Origin of the sequence: Saccharopolyspora rectivirgula DSM 43747 (assembly GCF_000497205.1) — a bacterium.
GTDB classification, from domain to species: Bacteria; Actinomycetota; Actinomycetes; order Mycobacteriales; family Pseudonocardiaceae; genus Saccharopolyspora; species Saccharopolyspora rectivirgula.
Window position 1 is genome coordinate 43,812 of the sequence record NZ_AYJW01000017.1, and the last position, 16,026, is coordinate 59,837.

Genomic DNA, 16,026 nt, shown 5'->3' on the forward strand with positions numbered 1-16,026 from the left:
CAATCAGGCAGCGGAGGGCGCTCGAGGGCAGCACCATCCGCTGATGTGCTCGCGGCCCCTCCGGCCGAACGCCCCGGGGCGATCAGGCGTCGCCGCGGAGGGAGAGGTCGAAGGTGTAGCGGGAGGCGCGGTAGACGTGGGTGCCGTACTCGACGACCGTGCCGGACTGGTCGTAGGTGGTGCGCTGCATGGTCAGCAGCGGCGCCCCCACCGGCTCGTCGAGCAGTTCGGCGTCGTCCTCCTCGGCGACCCGCGCGCCGATCGACTGCTGCGCCGCGTGCAGCTGCACCCCCGCGGAGCGCAGCAGCTGGTAGAGCCCGCGCTCCTCGAGCTGCTCGCTGGTCGGTTCGATCAGGCCGGCGGGCAGGTAGTTGCGCATCCGGGCGATCGGTTCGCCGCGGGCGAAGCGGACCCGCTCCAGGTGCAGCACCTGGCCTTCCTCCGCGATCCCGAGGAGGTGCGCGACCTCGGGGGAGGGCGTGATCACCTCGTTGACCAGGACCTTCGTGCTGGGCTGCTGGTCGGCCCGACTGAGGTCGTCGAAGAGGCTGCTCAGCTCCAGCGAGCGCTTGACCCGGTTGAACACCACCTGGGTGCCGGCGCCGCGCTTGCGCACCACCAGCCCCTTGTCCACCAGGGAACCGATCGCCTGCCGGATGGTCGGCCGGGACAGGCCGAGGCGGGCGGCCAGCTCGATCTCGTTGTCCAGGCGCGCACCGACCGGGAGCGCTCCGGAGTCGATGGCCTCCTCGATCTGGCTGGCGACCTGGTAGTAGAGCGGGACCGGGCTGCGGTGGTCCACGGTGATCTGGGTGGCCGGGTCCCAGGTGGGTTCTGGTGCTCGGCGGCGCTGACTCGCGGTCACCTCTACACGATATCAGGACCACCCGACGTCTATAGGTAAGTATGTACTGACAAAGTATTGACACAGAATCCGCACAGCGAGTACACAGAGAGCAGTCAGGTGCTACAGCCGCTCCCGCGGCCCGCGTCTTCCCCCGGAGGTCTCCGCTATGGACAGCCCGTTCGACGTCATCACGATGGGGCGGATCGGGGTGGACATCTACCCGCTGCAGACCGGCGTACCGCTGCCGCAGGTCGAGACCTTCGGCAAGTACCTCGGCGGCACCGCCACCAACGTCGCGGTCGCGGCCGCCCGGCTCGGCCACCGCAGCGCGGTGATCAGCCGCACCGGCGCCGACCCGTTCGGCGAGTACGTCCGCCAGGCGCTGCGGGACTTCGGCGTCGACGACCGGTGGGTCACCCCCGTCGCGCAGTACCCGACTCCGGTGACCTTCTGCGAGGTGTTCCCGCCCGACGACTTCCCGCTGTACTTCTACCGCCAGCCCAAGGCCCCGGACCTGGAGATCCACGCCGACGAGCTGGACCTGGACGCGATCGCCGAAGCGCACGTGTTCTGGATGACCGGCACCGGCCTGTGCGAAGAACCCAGCCGTTCGGCGACCCTGGCCGCGCTGCAGCACCGGGCCAAGCGCGGCACCACGGTCTTCGACCTGGACTGGCGCCCCGTGTTCTGGTCCGACCACGACGAAGCCCGCCACTGGTACCAGCAGGCCCTGCCGCACGTCACGGTGGCGGTCGGCAACCTCGACGAGGTCGAGCGCGCGGTCGGCGTGCGCGAGCCGCGCGAAGCCGCCGAACGCCTGCTGGCCGCCGGGGTGGAGCTCGCCGTCGTCAAGCAAGGCCCCGACGGCGTCCTCGCCCGCACCCGCGACACCGAGGTGGTCGCTCCCCCGGTGCCGGTCGACGTGGTCAACGGGCTCGGCGCCGGTGACGCCTTCGGCGGAGCGCTGTGCCACGGCCTGCTGGAGGGCTGGGAACTGGAGCGGACCATGCACTTCGCCAACGCGGCCGGGGCGCTCGTGGCATCCCGCCTGGCCTGCTCGTCAGCGATGCCCTACGAGCACGAGGTCGAAGCCCTGCTGTCCCCGAACCCCGACCGCTCGGCGCGCAGCGCCTGAGCGGCAGAGAGCGAGGACCGTTGTCTTCACTGACCATCACCGACCTCACCCGGGTGCGCGCCACCAACCCGGAGGCGATCGCGGAAGCAGCGGCCGCCCGGACCCGGCGGCCGCTGCTGGGCGAACGCGACCGCCTGCTGATCGTGGCCGCGGACCACCCGGCGCGCGGTGCGCTCGCGGCCGGCGGCAACCCGATGGCGATGGCCAACCGGGCCGACCTGCTGGAGCGGCTGTGCACCGCGCTGCAGCGCCCCGGCGTGGACGGCGTGCTGGGCACCGCGGACGTCCTGGAAGACCTGCTGCTGCTCGGCGCCCTGGAGGACAAGGTCGTCATCGGCTCGATGAACCGCGGCGGCCTGGCCGGGGCGGACTTCGAGCTCGACGACCGGTTCACCGGGCACCGCGCGGTCGACATCGAACGGCTCCGGTTCGACGGCGGGAAACTGCTGCTGCGCATCGACATGAGCGATCCCGGCTCGCTGAACACCATGTGCGGGGCGGCGAACGCGATCAACGAGCTCGCCGACCGCGGACTGATGGCGATGGTCGAGCCGTTCCTGTGCCGCCGCGTCAACGGCAAGGTGCGCAACGACCTGTCGGTGGAGGCGGTCGCGCGCTCCATCGCGATCGCCTCGGGCCTCGGCGGGACGTCGGCCCGCACCTGGCTGAAGGTGCCGGTGGTCGACGACCTCGACCAGGTCGGGCGCGCCCTGGAGGCGTCCACCTTGCCAACCGTGCTGCTGGGTGGTGAGGTCTCCAACGACCCGGAGGCCACCCGCGAGCGCTGGTACAAGGCGCTGCAACTGCCGAACGTGCGCGGGCTCGTCGTCGGACGGACCCTGCTGTACCCGCACGACGACGACGTCGCCGGCGCCGTCGACGCCGCTGTCGACCTGCTGTGAGCTCGGGAGGAAGTGCTGTGACCGACGACCGCTTCTACCACCCCGCCGGGACGACGGCTCGGGGCGAGTACACCACCTACGTGGACCCGGAAACGGCCGGTTGGGGCTACTCGTCGCTGCGGGTGCTCGAACTCGGCGCCGGCGGCGCGCACGAACTGTCCACAGGAGACAGCGAGTGGATCGTGCTGCCGCTGTCCGGCGGTTGCGCGGTCACCTGCGACGGCGAGACGTTCGAGTTGGCCGGGCGCACCAGCGTGTTCCACGGCGTCACCGACTTCGCCTACGTGCCGCGCGACGCCCAGGTGCGGATCAGCAGCGCCGCGGGCGGCCGCTTCGCGCTCACCGGGGCGCGCTGCGAGAACCGGCTGCCGGCCCGCTACGGCCCGGCCTCCGGGGTGCCGGTCGAGCTGCGCGGCGCCGGTCAGGCCAGCCGGCAGGTCAACAACTTCGCCGCGGCGCACGTCTTCGAGGCCGACCGGCTGATCGCCGTCGAAGTGCTCACCCCGTCCGGGAACTGGTCCTCGTTCCCGCCGCACAAGCACGACGTCGACCGCGAGGGCGAGTCGCAGCTGGAGGAGATCTACTACTTCGAGATCGCCGACTCCCACGGCACGCCCGGCGTCGGCTACCAGCGTGTCTACCCGTCCGGCCCGGACCGCACCACCGACGTCCTGGCCGAGGTCCGCAGCGGTGACGTGGTGCTGATCCCGAACGGGTGGCACGGGCCGTCGATGGCGGTGCCCGGCTACGACATGTACTACCTCAACGTGATGGCCGGCCCGTCCCCGGAGCGCGCCTGGTTGATCTGCGACGACCCGGCGCACGCGTGGGTGCGCGAAACCTGGGCCGACCAACCCGTGGACCCGCGGCTGCCGCTGTACACGGCGCCCGAGCAGACCGCAGTGGAGGGACGATGAGCACCCGGCGGTTGACCGTCGCACAAGCGTTGGTGCAGTTCCTGGCCAACCAGTACACCGAGCGCGACGGGGAGCGGCAGCGGCTGATCGCCGGCTGCTGGGGCATCTTCGGGCACGGCAACGTCGCCGGCATCGGCCAGGCGCTGCTGGAGTCCGAAGGCGCGATGCCCTACCTGCAGGGCCGCAACGAGCAGGCGATGGTGCACGCGGCCGTCGGCTACGCCCGGCAGAGCGGCCGCATGTCGACCTTCGCGTGCACGACCTCGATCGGGCCGGGCGCCACCAACTTGGTCACCGGGGCGGCGCTGGCCACCATCAACCACCTGCCCGTGCTGCTGCTGCCCGGGGACGTCTTCGCGACCCGCCCGGCGGACCCGGTGCTCCAGCAGCTCGAAGCGCCGCACGCGCGCGACGTCTCGGTCAACGACTGCCTGCGCCCGGTGTCCCGCTACTTCGACCGGATCTGGCGCCCCGAGGCGCTGATCCCGTCCGCGCTGGACGCGATGCGGGTGCTCACCGACCCGGTGGAGACCGGCGCGGTGACCCTGGCGCTGCCGCAGGACGTGCAGGCCGAGGCCCACGACTGGCCGGAGGAGTTCTTCGCCGAACGGGTGTGGCGGGTGCACCGCCCGCAACCGGACCCGCGGTCGGTCGCCGAGGCCGCCGAGCGGATCCGCGCCGCGAAGCGCCCGCTCCTCATCGCCGGCGGCGGGGTGCACCACAGCGCCGCGGAAGACGCGCTGCGCCAACTCGCCGAGCGCACCGGCATCCCGGTGGCCGAAACCCAGGCGGGGCGCGGATCGCTGCGCCACGACCACCCGTGCGAGCTGGGCGCCATCGGCCACACCGGCACCGCGGTCGCCGACGACATCGCCCGCGCCGCGGACCTCGTCATCGGCGTCGGCACCCGCTACTCGGACTTCACCACCGCGTCGCAGACCCTGTTCGCCAACCCGGACGTCCGGTTCGTCAACGTCAACATCGCCTCGGTGGACGCCCACAAGCAGGCGGCCACCCCGGTGATCGGTGATGCGCGCGCCGCGCTCGAGCAGCTGGCCGCCGCGCTCGACGGGCACCGGGTGTCCGAGGACTACGTGCGGGAGTACCGCGCGGGCGCGCAGCGGTGGGCCGAGGTGGTCGAGCGGGCGACCCGCGGCGCCGCCGGGGACGAGCGGCCGGGCCAGGCCGAGGTGATCGGCGTGCTCGACGAGGTCCTCGACGACCGGGACGTGGTGATCAACGCGGCCGGGTCGATGCCCGGCGACCTGCACAAGCTGTGGCGGGCCAAGGACCCGCAGCAGTACCACGTCGAGTACGGGTACTCGTGCATGGGCTACGAGATCCCGGCCGCGATCGGGGCCCGGCTGGCCGACCCGTCGCGCGAGGTGTTCGCGCTGGTCGGCGACGGCACCTACCTGATGATGCCGACCGAGCTGGTCACCGCGGTGCAGGAAGGCATCAAGATCAACGTGGTGCTGGTGCAGAACCACGGCTACGCCTCGATCGGCGGGCTCTCGGAGCAGGTGGGCGGGGAGCGCTTCGGCACCGCCTACCGCTACCGCGCCGACGACGGCACCTTCACCGGCGAGCCGCTGCCGGTCGATCTGGCCACCAACGCCGGAAGCCTCGGCGTGGACGTGCTTCGGGCGTCCACCGTGGACGAACTGCGGGACGCGCTGCGCGCCGCGCGGGCGTCCGAACGCCCGACCGCGGTGCACGTCGAGACCGACCCGGCCAAGGCATCGCCACCGGCCGAGGCGTGGTGGGACGTGCCGGTGGCCGAGGTGTCCCGCCGCGAGAGCACCCAGCTGGCGCGCAAGCGCTACGAGGACCAGGCGCGAGCACAGCGCCACCACCTGTGACCCGAGGATGTGAGGACATTCCCGTGAAGACCATTCAGCACTGGATCGACGGCAGGATCGCCGAAGGGGCGTCGGGCCGCTACGGCGTCGTGACCAACCCGGCCACCGGCGAGCAAACGGGCCAGGTCGCGCTCGCGAACACCGCCGAAGTGGACCGCGCGGTGGCCTCGGCTGCCGAGGCGTTCCCCTCGTGGAGCAACTCCTCGCTGGCCCAGCGCACGCAGGTGCTGTTCAACTACCGCGAACTGCTCAACGCGCACCGCGACGAACTCGCCTCGCTGATCACCGCCGAGCACGGCAAGGTGCACTCCGACGCGCTGGGCGAAGTGGCGCGCGGCCTGGAGATCGTGGAACTGGCGTGCGGGATCCCGCAGCTGCTCAAGGGCGAGACCTCCACGCAGGTCTCCAACCGGGTCGACGTGGAGTCGATCCGGCAGCCGCTCGGGGTGGTCGCCGGGATCACGCCGTTCAACTTCCCGGCCATGGTGCCGCTGTGGATGTTCCCGCTGGCCATCGCCTGCGGCAACACCTTCGTCCTCAAGCCCAGCGAGAAGGACCCCTCGGCCGCGCTGCGGCTGGTCGAGCTGGCCAGCGAAGCGGGCGTGCCCGACGGGGTGGTGAACCTGGTGCACGGCGACAAGGAGGCGGTGGACCGGCTGCTGGAGCACCCCGACATCGCGGCGGTGAGCTTCGTCGGCTCCACCCCGATCGCCGAGCACGTGCACCGCACCGCCAGCGCCAACGGCAAGCGGGTGCAGGCGCTGGGCGGGGCGAAGAACCACATGCTGGTGCTGCCCGACGCCAACCTCGACCAGGCCGCGGACGCCGCCGTGTCGGCCGCCTACGGCTCCGCCGGCGAGCGCTGCATGGCCGTCTCGGTGGTCGTCGCGGTCGACCCGATCGGCGACGAGCTGGTCGACAAGATCGCCGAACGCGCCCGCGCCCTGCGCGTCGGCCCGGGCACCGACCCGGCCTCGGAGATGGGTCCGCTGATCACCCGCGAGCACCGGGACAAGGTCGCCTCCTACGTCCCGAAGGCGCGCGAGCAGGGCGCCGAGGTGGTCGTGGACGGCACCGAGCTGAAGGTCGAGGGGTACGAGAACGGGTTCTTCATCGGGGTGAGCCTGCTGGACAAGGTCACCCCCGAGATGGACGCCTACCAGGACGAGATCTTCGGTCCCGTGCTCTCGGTCGTCCGCGTCCCCAGCTACGAGGAGGGCCTGAAGCTGATCAACTCCTCGCGCTGGGGCAACGGCACGGCGATCTTCACCCGCGACGGCGGCGCCGCCCGCCGGTTCAAGCTCGAGGTCCAAGCGGGCATGGTCGGCGTGAACGTGCCGATCCCGGTGCCGGTGGGGTACCACTCGTTCGGCGGCTGGAAGGACTCGCTGTTCGGCGACCACCACATCTACGGCACCGACGGCATCCACTTCTACACCCGGGGCAAGGTCACCACGACGCGCTGGCCCGACCCCAGCGACGGCGGCATCGACCTCGGCTTCCCCAGCAACAGCTGAACCGAAGGGAACCTCCCTGCCCACGACCGGTCGGGAACCGCCCGAGGAAGGCCGGTCGTGGGCGGGGCTAGCCGGGATGCCCGGCGGCGGTGCTGCCTCGACTTCCCGGCACGAGGCGGCGGTGCCGCCGTCGGACGTCAAACCCGGGTACGAGCGCCCACCTCGCCCCGGTCAGGTGATCGGGTGAGACGTCACAGCGTTCAGCGAGCCGGGGCTTCTGGCGCCCTGGTCGACGGCGGAGACGCGCCCGCCCTCGGCCTGCGCGAACGTGCGCACGAACCGGTCCCGGCCAGGACCGCGACAGCTGGCGCGCTGCCCTTCCTCGGCGTGCGCTTGCCGGAATCCCGCGCTTTCGTCACGAGCCCGCACCCGTCGCGCTGCTGCGTTCAAGCGCCCTGGTCCGCCGACGCGGACGACGCGCGGCTCCTCTGTTCGTCCCGGGCATCGGCGGCGCAGAACTCACCGGGACGGCCGCGCCGTCGGGTGCTCTCGTCTGCTTCCGCTCGGTCGCGGAACACCGGTGCTCCCGAAGCCCCTCCTTCCCCCGCCCGTGTCCGCCGCTGCGGTCGTCCTGATGCGCCGGGTGAGCTCGGCGGGTACCCCCGTGGCGCGACTGCATCGGGTCAATTCTGATTTTTGATAGAACGTCTTGACATATTCATGTGATGGCCACCATAGTGTCCGGTACTTGGAGCGCGCCAGATCACACCACCAGGGCGAACGAGCCTCAAGACCGACCAGAGGGTGGGCCCGGGCAGCCCACACCGACCGAGGAGGGCCCGATGACAACGACGTCCCAACCCGACGTCCGCACCGTGGCAGGCAACCTGTGCCTCGGCTCCGCTCCGGATTCGTGGGGCGTGTGGTTCCCCGAAGACGAGCACCAGGTTCCCTACACGCGCTTCCTCGACGAACTCGTCGAGGCCGGCTACCGGTGGCTCGAGCTCGGCCCGCCCGGCTACCTGCCGCTCGACCCGCAGCGGCTGGCCGACGAGGTCGGCTCCCGCGGACTCCAGGTCTCCGGCGGCACCACGTTCGGCGCGCTGCACCGCCCGCACGAGTGGGAGCAGATGCTGGCCGCCGTCCGGAACGTCGCCGCGCTGACCGCGGCCGTCGGCGCCCACCACCTGGTGTTCATCCCGTCCATGTACCGGGACGAGAAGACCGGCACCTTCACCGAGAACCCGGAGCTGTCGGCCGAGCAGTGGGACGCGCTGGGGAAGGCGGCGGACGAGCTCGGCAAGATCCTGCTGGAGGAGCACGGCGTGCGGTTGTGCGTGCACCCGCACGCCGACAGCCACATCCAGACCCAGGCCGAGATCGAGCGGTTCCTGAACTCCACCGACTCCCGGTACGCCAACCTCTGCCTGGACACCGGGCACGTCGCCTACGGCGGCGGCGACAACATCGACCTCATCCGCCGGTACGCCGAACGCATCGGATACGTCCACATCAAACAGATGGATCCGGACGTGCTCGCCCAGGTGGCCGCCGAAGGGCTGTCGTTCGGAGAAGCGGTCAAGCGCGGCGTGTGCGTCGAACCACCCGCCGGAGTGCCCAACCCGGCCGAAGTCGTGCACGCACTGTCCGAACTGGACGCAGAGCTGTTCGTGATCGTCGAGCAGGACCTCTACCCCTGCGCCCCGGAGGTGCCACTGCCCATCGCCATCCGCACCCGCGAATACCTCAACGGGTGCGGGCTGACCGGCAGCGAACGGCCCCGGATCCGGTGACCCGCTCGGAGCCAGGAGCCGCGCGCCGCGACGCGGTTCCCCCGACGAAGGAGAACGACCCGATGCCCGAAGCGCACACCGACGTGCCGGCACCTCCCTCGCCCGCGCAGGACGCGCGCCACTCGCGCCGGCTGAAGGTCATCACCGTGGTGGCGACCTTCGGCGGCCTGCTGTTCGGCTACGACACCGGGGTCATCAACGGCGCGCTGCCGTTCATGCAGTCCGACCTCGGCCTCACCCCGCTCACCGAGGGGCTCGTGACCAGCTCGCTGCTGCTCGGCGCCGCGCTCGGCGCCGCCATCAGCGGCAAGGTGTCCGACGCCCGAGGCCGCCGGCGCACCATCCTGGGGCTCGCGGTGGTGTTCCTGATCGGCACGCTGGCCTGCACCTTCGCGCCCAGCGCGGCGGTGATGGTGGTGGCCCGGTTCGTGCTGGGCCTCGCGGTCGGCGGTGCCTCGGTCACCGTGCCCACCTACCTCGCCGAGGTCTCACCGGCCGAGCGGCGCGGACGGCTGGTGACGCAGAACGAGCTGATGATCGTCACCGGCCAGCTGCTGGCGTTCACCTTCAACGCCGGCATCGCCAGCGCCCTCGGCGACTCCGCGCACGTCTGGCGCTACATGCTGGTGATCGCCTCGCTGCCCGCCGTGGTCCTGTGGTTCGGCATGCTGGTCGTGCCGGAGAGCCCGCGCTGGCTGGCCTCCCACGGGCGCATCGGCGAAGCGCTCGACGTGCTCCGCCAAGTCCGCTCCGCGCAGCGCGCCGAGGCCGAGCTGGCCGAGGTGCAGCGGCTGGCGCAGGAGGACGAGCGGGCGAAAGCCGGCGGCTGGGCGGACCTGGCGGTGCCGTGGATCCGGCGGCTGGTGCTGGTCGGGATCGGGATCGCCGTGGTGCAGCAGGTCACCGGCGTCAACACGATCATGTACTACGGGACCCAGATCCTGCAGAGCGCGGGGTTCACCGCCAACGGCGCCATCGTCGCCAACATCGCCAACGGCGTGATCTCGGTGCTGGCCACCTTCGTCGGCATCTACCTGCTGGGCCGGGTGAACCGGCGACCGATGCTGCTGGTCGGCCAGCTGGGCACGGTCACGGCGCTGCTGCTGGTGGCGATCGTGTCCTGGGCCGTGCCGGAGGGCCTCACCCGCGGGCTGATCGTGCTGAGCCTGACCGTCATGTTCCTGGCGTTCCAGCAGGGCGCCATCTCCCCGGTCACCTGGCTGATGCTGTCGGAGATCTTCCCGCTGCGGATGCGCGGGTTCGCCTTCGGCATCGCCAGCCTCACCCTGTGGCTCGCCAACTTCGCGGTCGGCCTCACCTTCCCCGTGCTGGTCGACGCCCTGGGCATCTCACCCACCTTCCTGGTCTTCGTCGGGGTCGGCGTCGTGGCGATCGGGTTCGTCGCGAAGTTCGTGCCCGAGACCCGCGGCCGGTCCTTGGAGCAGCTGGAGACCGAACTGCGCGCCCGGTACTCGTGACCGCTGGCGGCAGGAGAGCAGTGCAGTGACGATCGCTGTGAGCGATCCCGACACCCCGATTGCGAGGATCCCATGTCCGAGCACGATCTCCGCGTCGGTCTGGTCGGCGCCGGGCGGATGGGCGCCGACCACGCGGTGCGCGTCCACGAGCGGACCAGCGGCGCCCGGCTGGTCGCGGTCGCCGACCCCGATCTGGAGCGGGCGCAGCAGGTGGCCGACGGCACCGGTGCGCGCGCCGCGCAAGACCCGTACGACGTCATCACGGCATCCGATGTGGACGCGCTGGTGATCGCGTCGCCGGGAGCGGTCCACGAACCGCTGCTGCTGGCCGCGATCGAACGCGGTGTGCCGGTGCTGTGCGAGAAACCGCTGACGCCGGACGCGCAGTCGTCGCTGCGCGTCCTCGAAGCCGAGGAGAAGCGCGGCCAACGCCTGATCCAGGTGGGGTTCATGCGCCGCTTCGACGCGGAGTACGTCGAGCTCAAGCGGCTGCTGGGCTCCGGCGAACTGGGCCGCGCGCTGCTGCTGCACTGCGCGCACCGCAACCCGTTCTCCCCGCCCGGCTTCACCAGCCAGATGATGGTCTACGACTCGGTGGTGCACGAGTTCGACACCACCCGGTGGCTGCTCGACGACGAGATCGCCGCCGTGTCGGTGCGCGCCCCGCGCTCCTCGGAGCAGTCGCCGGAGGGCTTGCTGGACCCGCAGCTGGTGACCATCGAAACCGCCGGCGGGGTGCTGGTGGACGTGGAGATCTTCGTCAACTGCGGCTTCGGCTACCAGGTGCGCTGCGAGGCGGTGGCGGAGCGCGGCACCGCGCTCATCGGCGCGGACGGGGGTCCGCTCGTCCACCGGAACAAGCAGTGGGGCGGCGCGGTCACCGCGGACTTCCGCGACCGCTTCGGCGCGGCGTTCGACCGCGAGTTCCAGCGCTGGGCCGACGCCGCTCGCCGCGGCGAGGTGGATGGCGAGGGCGCGAGCGCGTGGGACGGCTACGCGGCCGCGGTGGCGTGCGAAGCCGGCGTGCGAGCGCAGGCCACCGGCGACCGCACCGAGGTGGAGCTCGTCGACCGCCCGGACTTCTACGCCAAGTCCTGACCCCCTGACACCACCACGAGGTGCCAGTTCCCTCCCGGGGCTGGCACCTCGAACTCTTCGGAACGCTCCGCCGGATGCTGAGATCCCGAATTACCCAGCAACGGACTCCATTGTCCTCAGCGGACTGTTTTGAGTCCACTCAGTACTCATCGCCGGAGAAGCGCACCGCAGAGGTCAAACCCCGGGCCGAACCTGCGCCGAGGCGGCGCGCAGCAGGCGGAGCTGGCCGATCTCGGCGATGTTCTTCATCAACTCGCCGTTCACCCAGGCGAGCATGTGCGCCAGGGTCTTGTCCGGGTCGCCCTGCCACGGGAACGGTGCTGGCCCGTCCAGGTCGGCGTCGGTGAGCTGGCCCAGCGCCGCCACCCATTCGTCGCGGAGCCCGCGCAGCCACTCGACCGCGGACTCCGCACCGGGCCACCGGACACCGGTGCGCTCGGTCGGCGCCCTGCCCCGCACGTGGTCGGTAGCGACCGTCCACCACCAGCCGAGGTGCCAGGTGAGCCAGGCGATGGTGGGCACCGGCACCGGGTCGGGTTCGACTTCGGCGAAGTCGGCCACCCACTCGCCGTCGTCCCCGCGCCGCACCGTCCAGCAGTGCGCGGCGGGCTCCCACAGGAAGTCCTCGGGCTCCAGCGCGCCCAGGTGCAGTTCGCACAGCGACCAGGTGAAGTCGAACTGCCATCGCACGAGGTCGATCCGGGAAGCGAGCACGGCGAGACCCTGCCACACCGGATCGCCGACGGAAAAGCGATTTTCCACCGGCCGAGCCGTCCACCCCGACCGCTAGACGAGCTGCAGTGAACCGGACAGCCGCGCGACAGGTCGAGCCCCACGGGTCCGCAGCGGTAGCGCTCCACCCCGGATGGCTGGTCTCGGCTGAGCTGGCCGGTCGCCGCCGGAGCTGGAACGGCCACGGGAACGGGACCCCGCTGCCGGCGAGGCCGTCGCCGATGCCGCGCACGATCCCCCGAGCACGACCAGGTCACCGAGCCGCACGGCACCGCGCCACCGGATCGTCAACTCTTGGTTGACGCCATGGGAGAAGTGCGGATCACCGACCACGTTTCGCTGGACGAACTGATCAATGCGATCAAGCAGGTGCACGACGACGAGCTGGAGCAGCTGTCCAGCGCCGTCCTCGTCGGGGAACACCTCGGCGAGATCGCCGACCACCTGATCGGCCACTTCGTCGACCAGGCCCGGCGGTCCGGGGCGTCCTGGACCGAGATCGGCAAGAGCATGGGCGTCAGCAAGCAGGCCGCGCAGAAGCGGTTCGTGCCCAAGGTGCCCGACCTCGACCCGAGCCAGGGATTCAGCAGGTTCACGCCCCGCGCGCGCAACGTCGTCGTGCAGTCGCAAGAGGAGGCCCGGAAGGCCCAGAACGCCGAGATCCGGCCGGAGCACCTGGTGCTCGGGCTGCTCGCGGAAGCCAGCGGGCTGGGTGCCAAGGCCATCATCGCGCAAGGGGTGTCGCTGGACGCCGTGCGCGAGGCCGCCGTGGCGGCGCTGCCCGCCGCCGTCGACGAGGTGCCGAGCCTGATCCCGTTCAACGCCGACGCCAAGAAGGTGCTGGAGTTGACCTTCCGCGAAGCACTGCGGCTCGGGCACAACTACATCGGCACCGAACACGTCCTGCTGGCACTGCTGGAGCACGAAGCCGGGAGCGGGCTGCTCTCCGACCTGGGCATCGAGAAAGGAGCCGTCGAGCAGAGCATCACCGCGGCGCTGGACGAGATCATCGGCAAAGCCTCGCAGTGACGCGGTCGAGCGCGCCCGAGGCCCCGAAGGTGCCCCCGCCCCGGGTCATCCGGGAGCGAGGGCACCTTTTGCACATCTAGGCACTTGCCCCTCAGGCAACGATCATCGAGATACGGTTTCGCGCCGACCTGGCAAGTGGCATAGCAGCAGATCAGTCGCGAGGGATTAGCCCAGGCGCCACCGGTGCTCGCTGTGCGGGTCGTCGAGCCACACCCACTGCCCGCCCGGGGTGACGGTCACACCGAGGCGGGACCAGCCCGGTTCGCCCGCCGCTCGCCACACCCGGTGCGCTTCCTCAACCGCACGCCACAGCGGGGTGGGACCGCTTTCGGTCACCGACCACGCGCCCTCGGGCGTCGGTTCGAGCATCACGAACGCGTGCGACCCATCGGGCGCGGTGATCGTACCGGCGGTGGGCTGGCGGGTGTCCGGATCGAACCGCACCCCGAACCGCACCCCCTCGGGCAACCCCATCAAGTGGGCCAGGAACCACACCACGCGGTTGTGCTCCCACGGGTTCGGCGGCGCGAGCGTAAAACGCGTCCGCCCGCCTCGCTCGATCGGGGCAGGCAATGCACGCGGCCGCTCGCGGTGGTGGCGCATCGCCATGAAAGCCGCCCACCGATCCGTGAACCACCCTGAAAGCTGGTCCCCATCACGGCGCAGCAGCGCCAGGTTGCCCGCGTTGGTGTTGAGCTTGATGTCGACCAGCAACAGCCCACCATCAACGAGCTGCTCCCGCCACGCACCCGGCACAGCCGGCACCGAACACGTCGCGACGATCCGATCGAACGGCGCGTGTTCAGGCAACCCCTCGACACCATCACGCGCGACGAGCGTCGGATGAAGCCCGATCGAGGCGAGCCGTTCCCGAGCCGGGTCGACGATCTCGGCGTCCAGGTCGACGCTGAACACCCGCTCGTCACCGAGCCGGTGCACCAGCAGCGCGGCGTTGTAGCCAGTACCGGTGCCGATCTCCAACACCTTGTGCCCATCGTGGACGTCGAGGGCTTCCAGCATCCGCACCACGAGATCCGGCTTGGTGCTACTGGAAATCCCCTCGTAGTGGGTGCCTCGGCAGGCGAGCGCGGTCACCAGCGTGGTCGTCGAGTACACCCGATCAAGCCCACTCGGCGAAGTCACATCGAACTGACACCACTCACCGTTGCTGCGCTGCTCGTAGGCCACCGGAACGAGCACGTGGCGTGGAGTTGCAGCGACCGCGGCCTTCCACGCCGGATCCGTCAGATCACCACGGGCTTCGAGTTCATCGGCGAGCACCTGCGCGCGGGATTCCCACGCGACATCGAGCGTTGTCATGGCTGCCCCTTCGTCAACAGATCGGCGAGAACGCTTGTCAACGGCGCGCCGGTGCAGGACTCGATCCACCCATACTGCCCACCCGGATTGACCTCCAGGAAGACCCACTCACCCTCGGGGGTCACCACGAAGTCCAACGCCCCGTACACCAACCCGAGGCTCCGCATGAGCGCGTGGACCCCCTCTGTGACATCGCTGGGCGGCTCGATCAGCTCATACGACAAAGCGTCGTAGTCTGAGCGCCAGTCGACATAGGAGGCCGCGTTGCTTGCGTGAATCGCCGCCGCGGTGAGGTGGTGGCCCAGGACGATTACCCGCACCTCAAACGCCTTCGGCACCCACCGCTGCACCAAGTGGGTGGTCACCTCGATCCCACGCAGGTCGGCGAGATCGTCATCGTCGAGCACCCGCGTCCACGACAGCTTGCGCGTGCCCTCTTCCGAGATCGTGTTCGCGCCCAACAGCTTGGTGACCGTGCGCCCCTCGGACGCGAACGCGCGCACGGTGTCGGCTTCGTTGGTGATGGCCGTGTCAGGGACCGTGAGCCCGCACTCGTGTGCCCGGACGAGCTGAACCGGCTTGTACGCCGCATCGGCCATACGCGCCGGGTGGTTCACCCAGAACACCGGCAAGCTCGACAAGATCCCGCCGAGGCCGTACTTGGCTTCGAGAAAGGCATGCTGCCGTTCCGGTGCCGATAGCTCGTCGGGCATTCGGTATGCCTCAGGGCTGCGGTACCACACCGCATGGACCTCTTCCAACTCCACGCAGTGCACCGGTGTCCGCAGGTACCCGGACCAGCGGCCCCTGCGCAGCTCAGCAGAAACGCTGAGCTGCGCAGGGAACCACGCGGTGTTCACCCGAACCACCGGCGTGCCACGTTCATGCAGAGCAGCCACCATGGCATCAGCCGATGGATCAAGATCCCTCGCGAGGATCAACACCGTCATACGGGCAACCCCGGTTCGTCACCGGTGAAGTCGTTGATCCAGTCCTCGCTGGGCCCCTCGTCACCATCGTTGTTCGATACCGAGTGCGCTGTCGGGTCCATCCGCAGTTCGTACAAGGCCACACCGTCGAGGTCGACCGCGATCTGCCGCTTGTGGTCGTAGCGCCACGCAGGAAGCGGATCCACCGTCTTGCTCGACAGCGTCGACATGCCCCGCAACCCCCACGGGCGGACTCCCTCACCCGAGGCCGGATCGGTATTGTCCGCCATCCCCAACGGGCGACCAAGCGGGAACTGCGCACTGTCAGGCGCGACCGGATCGTGCGCAAAGCGCGTCACCATCTGCGCAGACATAATTTTCCTTCCTCCCCGGTAATTCCCTTTCGTTGTTCTCCCCTGCCCCTTTGAGGGGCACCCCAGCCGCTGCCTCGCCGTTGAGATAGCGGCCAGGGTCAAACGGACCGAGCCCCGTGGTTGACGACACCACCCGGTCCGAGCTGTGGTATG

14 protein-coding genes are annotated in these 16,026 nt (G+C 70.4%); 9 read left to right on the forward strand and 5 right to left on the reverse strand.

From position 1 onward, the window contains the following. Positions 1 to 82 precede the first annotated feature (82 nt). Positions 83 to 865: a GntR family transcriptional regulator gene (locus SREC43747_RS0107075; protein ID WP_051387795.1), complete on the reverse strand. Its 783-nt coding sequence runs from the start codon at positions 863 to 865 to the stop codon at positions 83 to 85. A 148-nt stretch (positions 866 to 1,013) separates the two neighbouring features. Here SREC43747_RS0107075 and iolC point away from each other — a divergent pair, with 148 nt between their 5' ends. From iolC to SREC43747_RS0107115, 8 genes are all read left to right on the forward strand, one after another. Further along, positions 1,014 to 1,982, forward strand: a complete 969-nt coding sequence (iolC, locus tag SREC43747_RS0107080; protein WP_029720458.1) for a 5-dehydro-2-deoxygluconokinase — start codon at positions 1,014 to 1,016, stop codon at positions 1,980 to 1,982. A 20-nt stretch (positions 1,983 to 2,002) separates the two neighbouring features. Continuing rightward, positions 2,003 to 2,884 carry a Cgl0159 family (beta/alpha)8-fold protein gene (locus SREC43747_RS0107085; protein ID WP_029720459.1) on the forward strand — a complete coding sequence of 294 codons (882 nt, stop codon included), beginning with the start codon at positions 2,003 to 2,005 and terminating at the stop codon, positions 2,882 to 2,884. 17 nt (positions 2,885 to 2,901) lie between these two features. Next, on the forward strand, positions 2,902 to 3,801 hold the full coding sequence (iolB, locus tag SREC43747_RS0107090; RefSeq protein ID WP_029720460.1) for a 5-deoxy-glucuronate isomerase: 900 nt from the start codon (positions 2,902 to 2,904) through the stop codon (positions 3,799 to 3,801). Continuing rightward, positions 3,798 to 5,663, forward strand: coding sequence for a 3D-(3,5/4)-trihydroxycyclohexane-1,2-dione acylhydrolase (decyclizing) (gene iolD / locus SREC43747_RS0107095; RefSeq protein WP_029720461.1), 1,866 nt, complete (start codon positions 3,798 to 3,800; stop codon positions 5,661 to 5,663). Before iolB ends, iolD begins: the two co-directional genes overlap by 4 nt. Positions 5,664 to 5,686: 23 nt before the next feature. Continuing rightward, complete coding sequence (locus SREC43747_RS0107100; protein ID WP_029720462.1) at positions 5,687 to 7,180, forward strand: CoA-acylating methylmalonate-semialdehyde dehydrogenase; 1,494 nt, start codon at positions 5,687 to 5,689, stop codon at positions 7,178 to 7,180. A gap of 782 nt (positions 7,181 to 7,962) precedes the next feature. Beyond that, a complete protein-coding gene (locus SREC43747_RS0107105; protein ID WP_029720463.1) occupies positions 7,963 to 8,913 on the forward strand; it encodes a TIM barrel protein in 951 nt (316 codons plus the stop codon). A gap of 62 nt (positions 8,914 to 8,975) precedes the next feature. Further along, on the forward strand, positions 8,976 to 10,391 hold the full coding sequence (locus tag SREC43747_RS0107110; RefSeq protein ID WP_029720464.1) for a sugar porter family MFS transporter: 1,416 nt from the start codon (positions 8,976 to 8,978) through the stop codon (positions 10,389 to 10,391). A gap of 72 nt (positions 10,392 to 10,463) precedes the next feature. After that, positions 10,464 to 11,489, forward strand: coding sequence for a Gfo/Idh/MocA family protein (locus SREC43747_RS0107115; protein WP_029720465.1), 1,026 nt, complete (start codon positions 10,464 to 10,466; stop codon positions 11,487 to 11,489). Between the two features lie 174 nt (positions 11,490 to 11,663). Here SREC43747_RS0107115 and SREC43747_RS0107120 read toward each other — a convergent pair whose 3' ends face one another. Further along, a complete protein-coding gene (locus SREC43747_RS0107120) occupies positions 11,664 to 12,251 on the reverse strand; it encodes a DinB family protein (protein WP_408005221.1) in 588 nt (195 codons plus the stop codon). A 276-nt stretch (positions 12,252 to 12,527) separates the two neighbouring features. Here SREC43747_RS0107120 and SREC43747_RS0107125 point away from each other — a divergent pair, with 276 nt between their 5' ends. Further along, on the forward strand, positions 12,528 to 13,250 hold the full coding sequence (locus tag SREC43747_RS0107125) for a Clp protease N-terminal domain-containing protein (RefSeq protein WP_029720467.1): 723 nt from the start codon (positions 12,528 to 12,530) through the stop codon (positions 13,248 to 13,250). 165 nt (positions 13,251 to 13,415) lie between these two features. Here the strand turns inward: SREC43747_RS0107125 and SREC43747_RS0107130 are convergent, their stop codons facing one another. The 3 genes from SREC43747_RS0107130 to tgmA all read right to left on the reverse strand — a co-directional run bounded on the left by SREC43747_RS0107130 (position 13,416) and on the right by tgmA (position 15,873). Then, positions 13,416 to 14,438 carry a methyltransferase domain-containing protein gene (locus SREC43747_RS0107130; RefSeq protein WP_306413769.1) on the reverse strand — a complete coding sequence of 341 codons (1,023 nt, stop codon included), beginning with the start codon at positions 14,436 to 14,438 and terminating at the stop codon, positions 13,416 to 13,418. A 128-nt stretch (positions 14,439 to 14,566) separates the two neighbouring features. After that, positions 14,567 to 15,520, reverse strand: a complete 954-nt coding sequence (tgmB, locus tag SREC43747_RS0107135) for an ATP-grasp ribosomal peptide maturase (protein WP_029720469.1) — start codon at positions 15,518 to 15,520, stop codon at positions 14,567 to 14,569. Continuing rightward, a complete protein-coding gene (gene tgmA / locus SREC43747_RS0107140) occupies positions 15,517 to 15,873 on the reverse strand; it encodes a putative ATP-grasp-modified RiPP (protein ID WP_201768645.1) in 357 nt (118 codons plus the stop codon). The genes tgmB and tgmA overlap by 4 nt, the downstream gene beginning before the upstream one ends. Positions 15,874 to 16,026 lie beyond the last annotated feature (153 nt).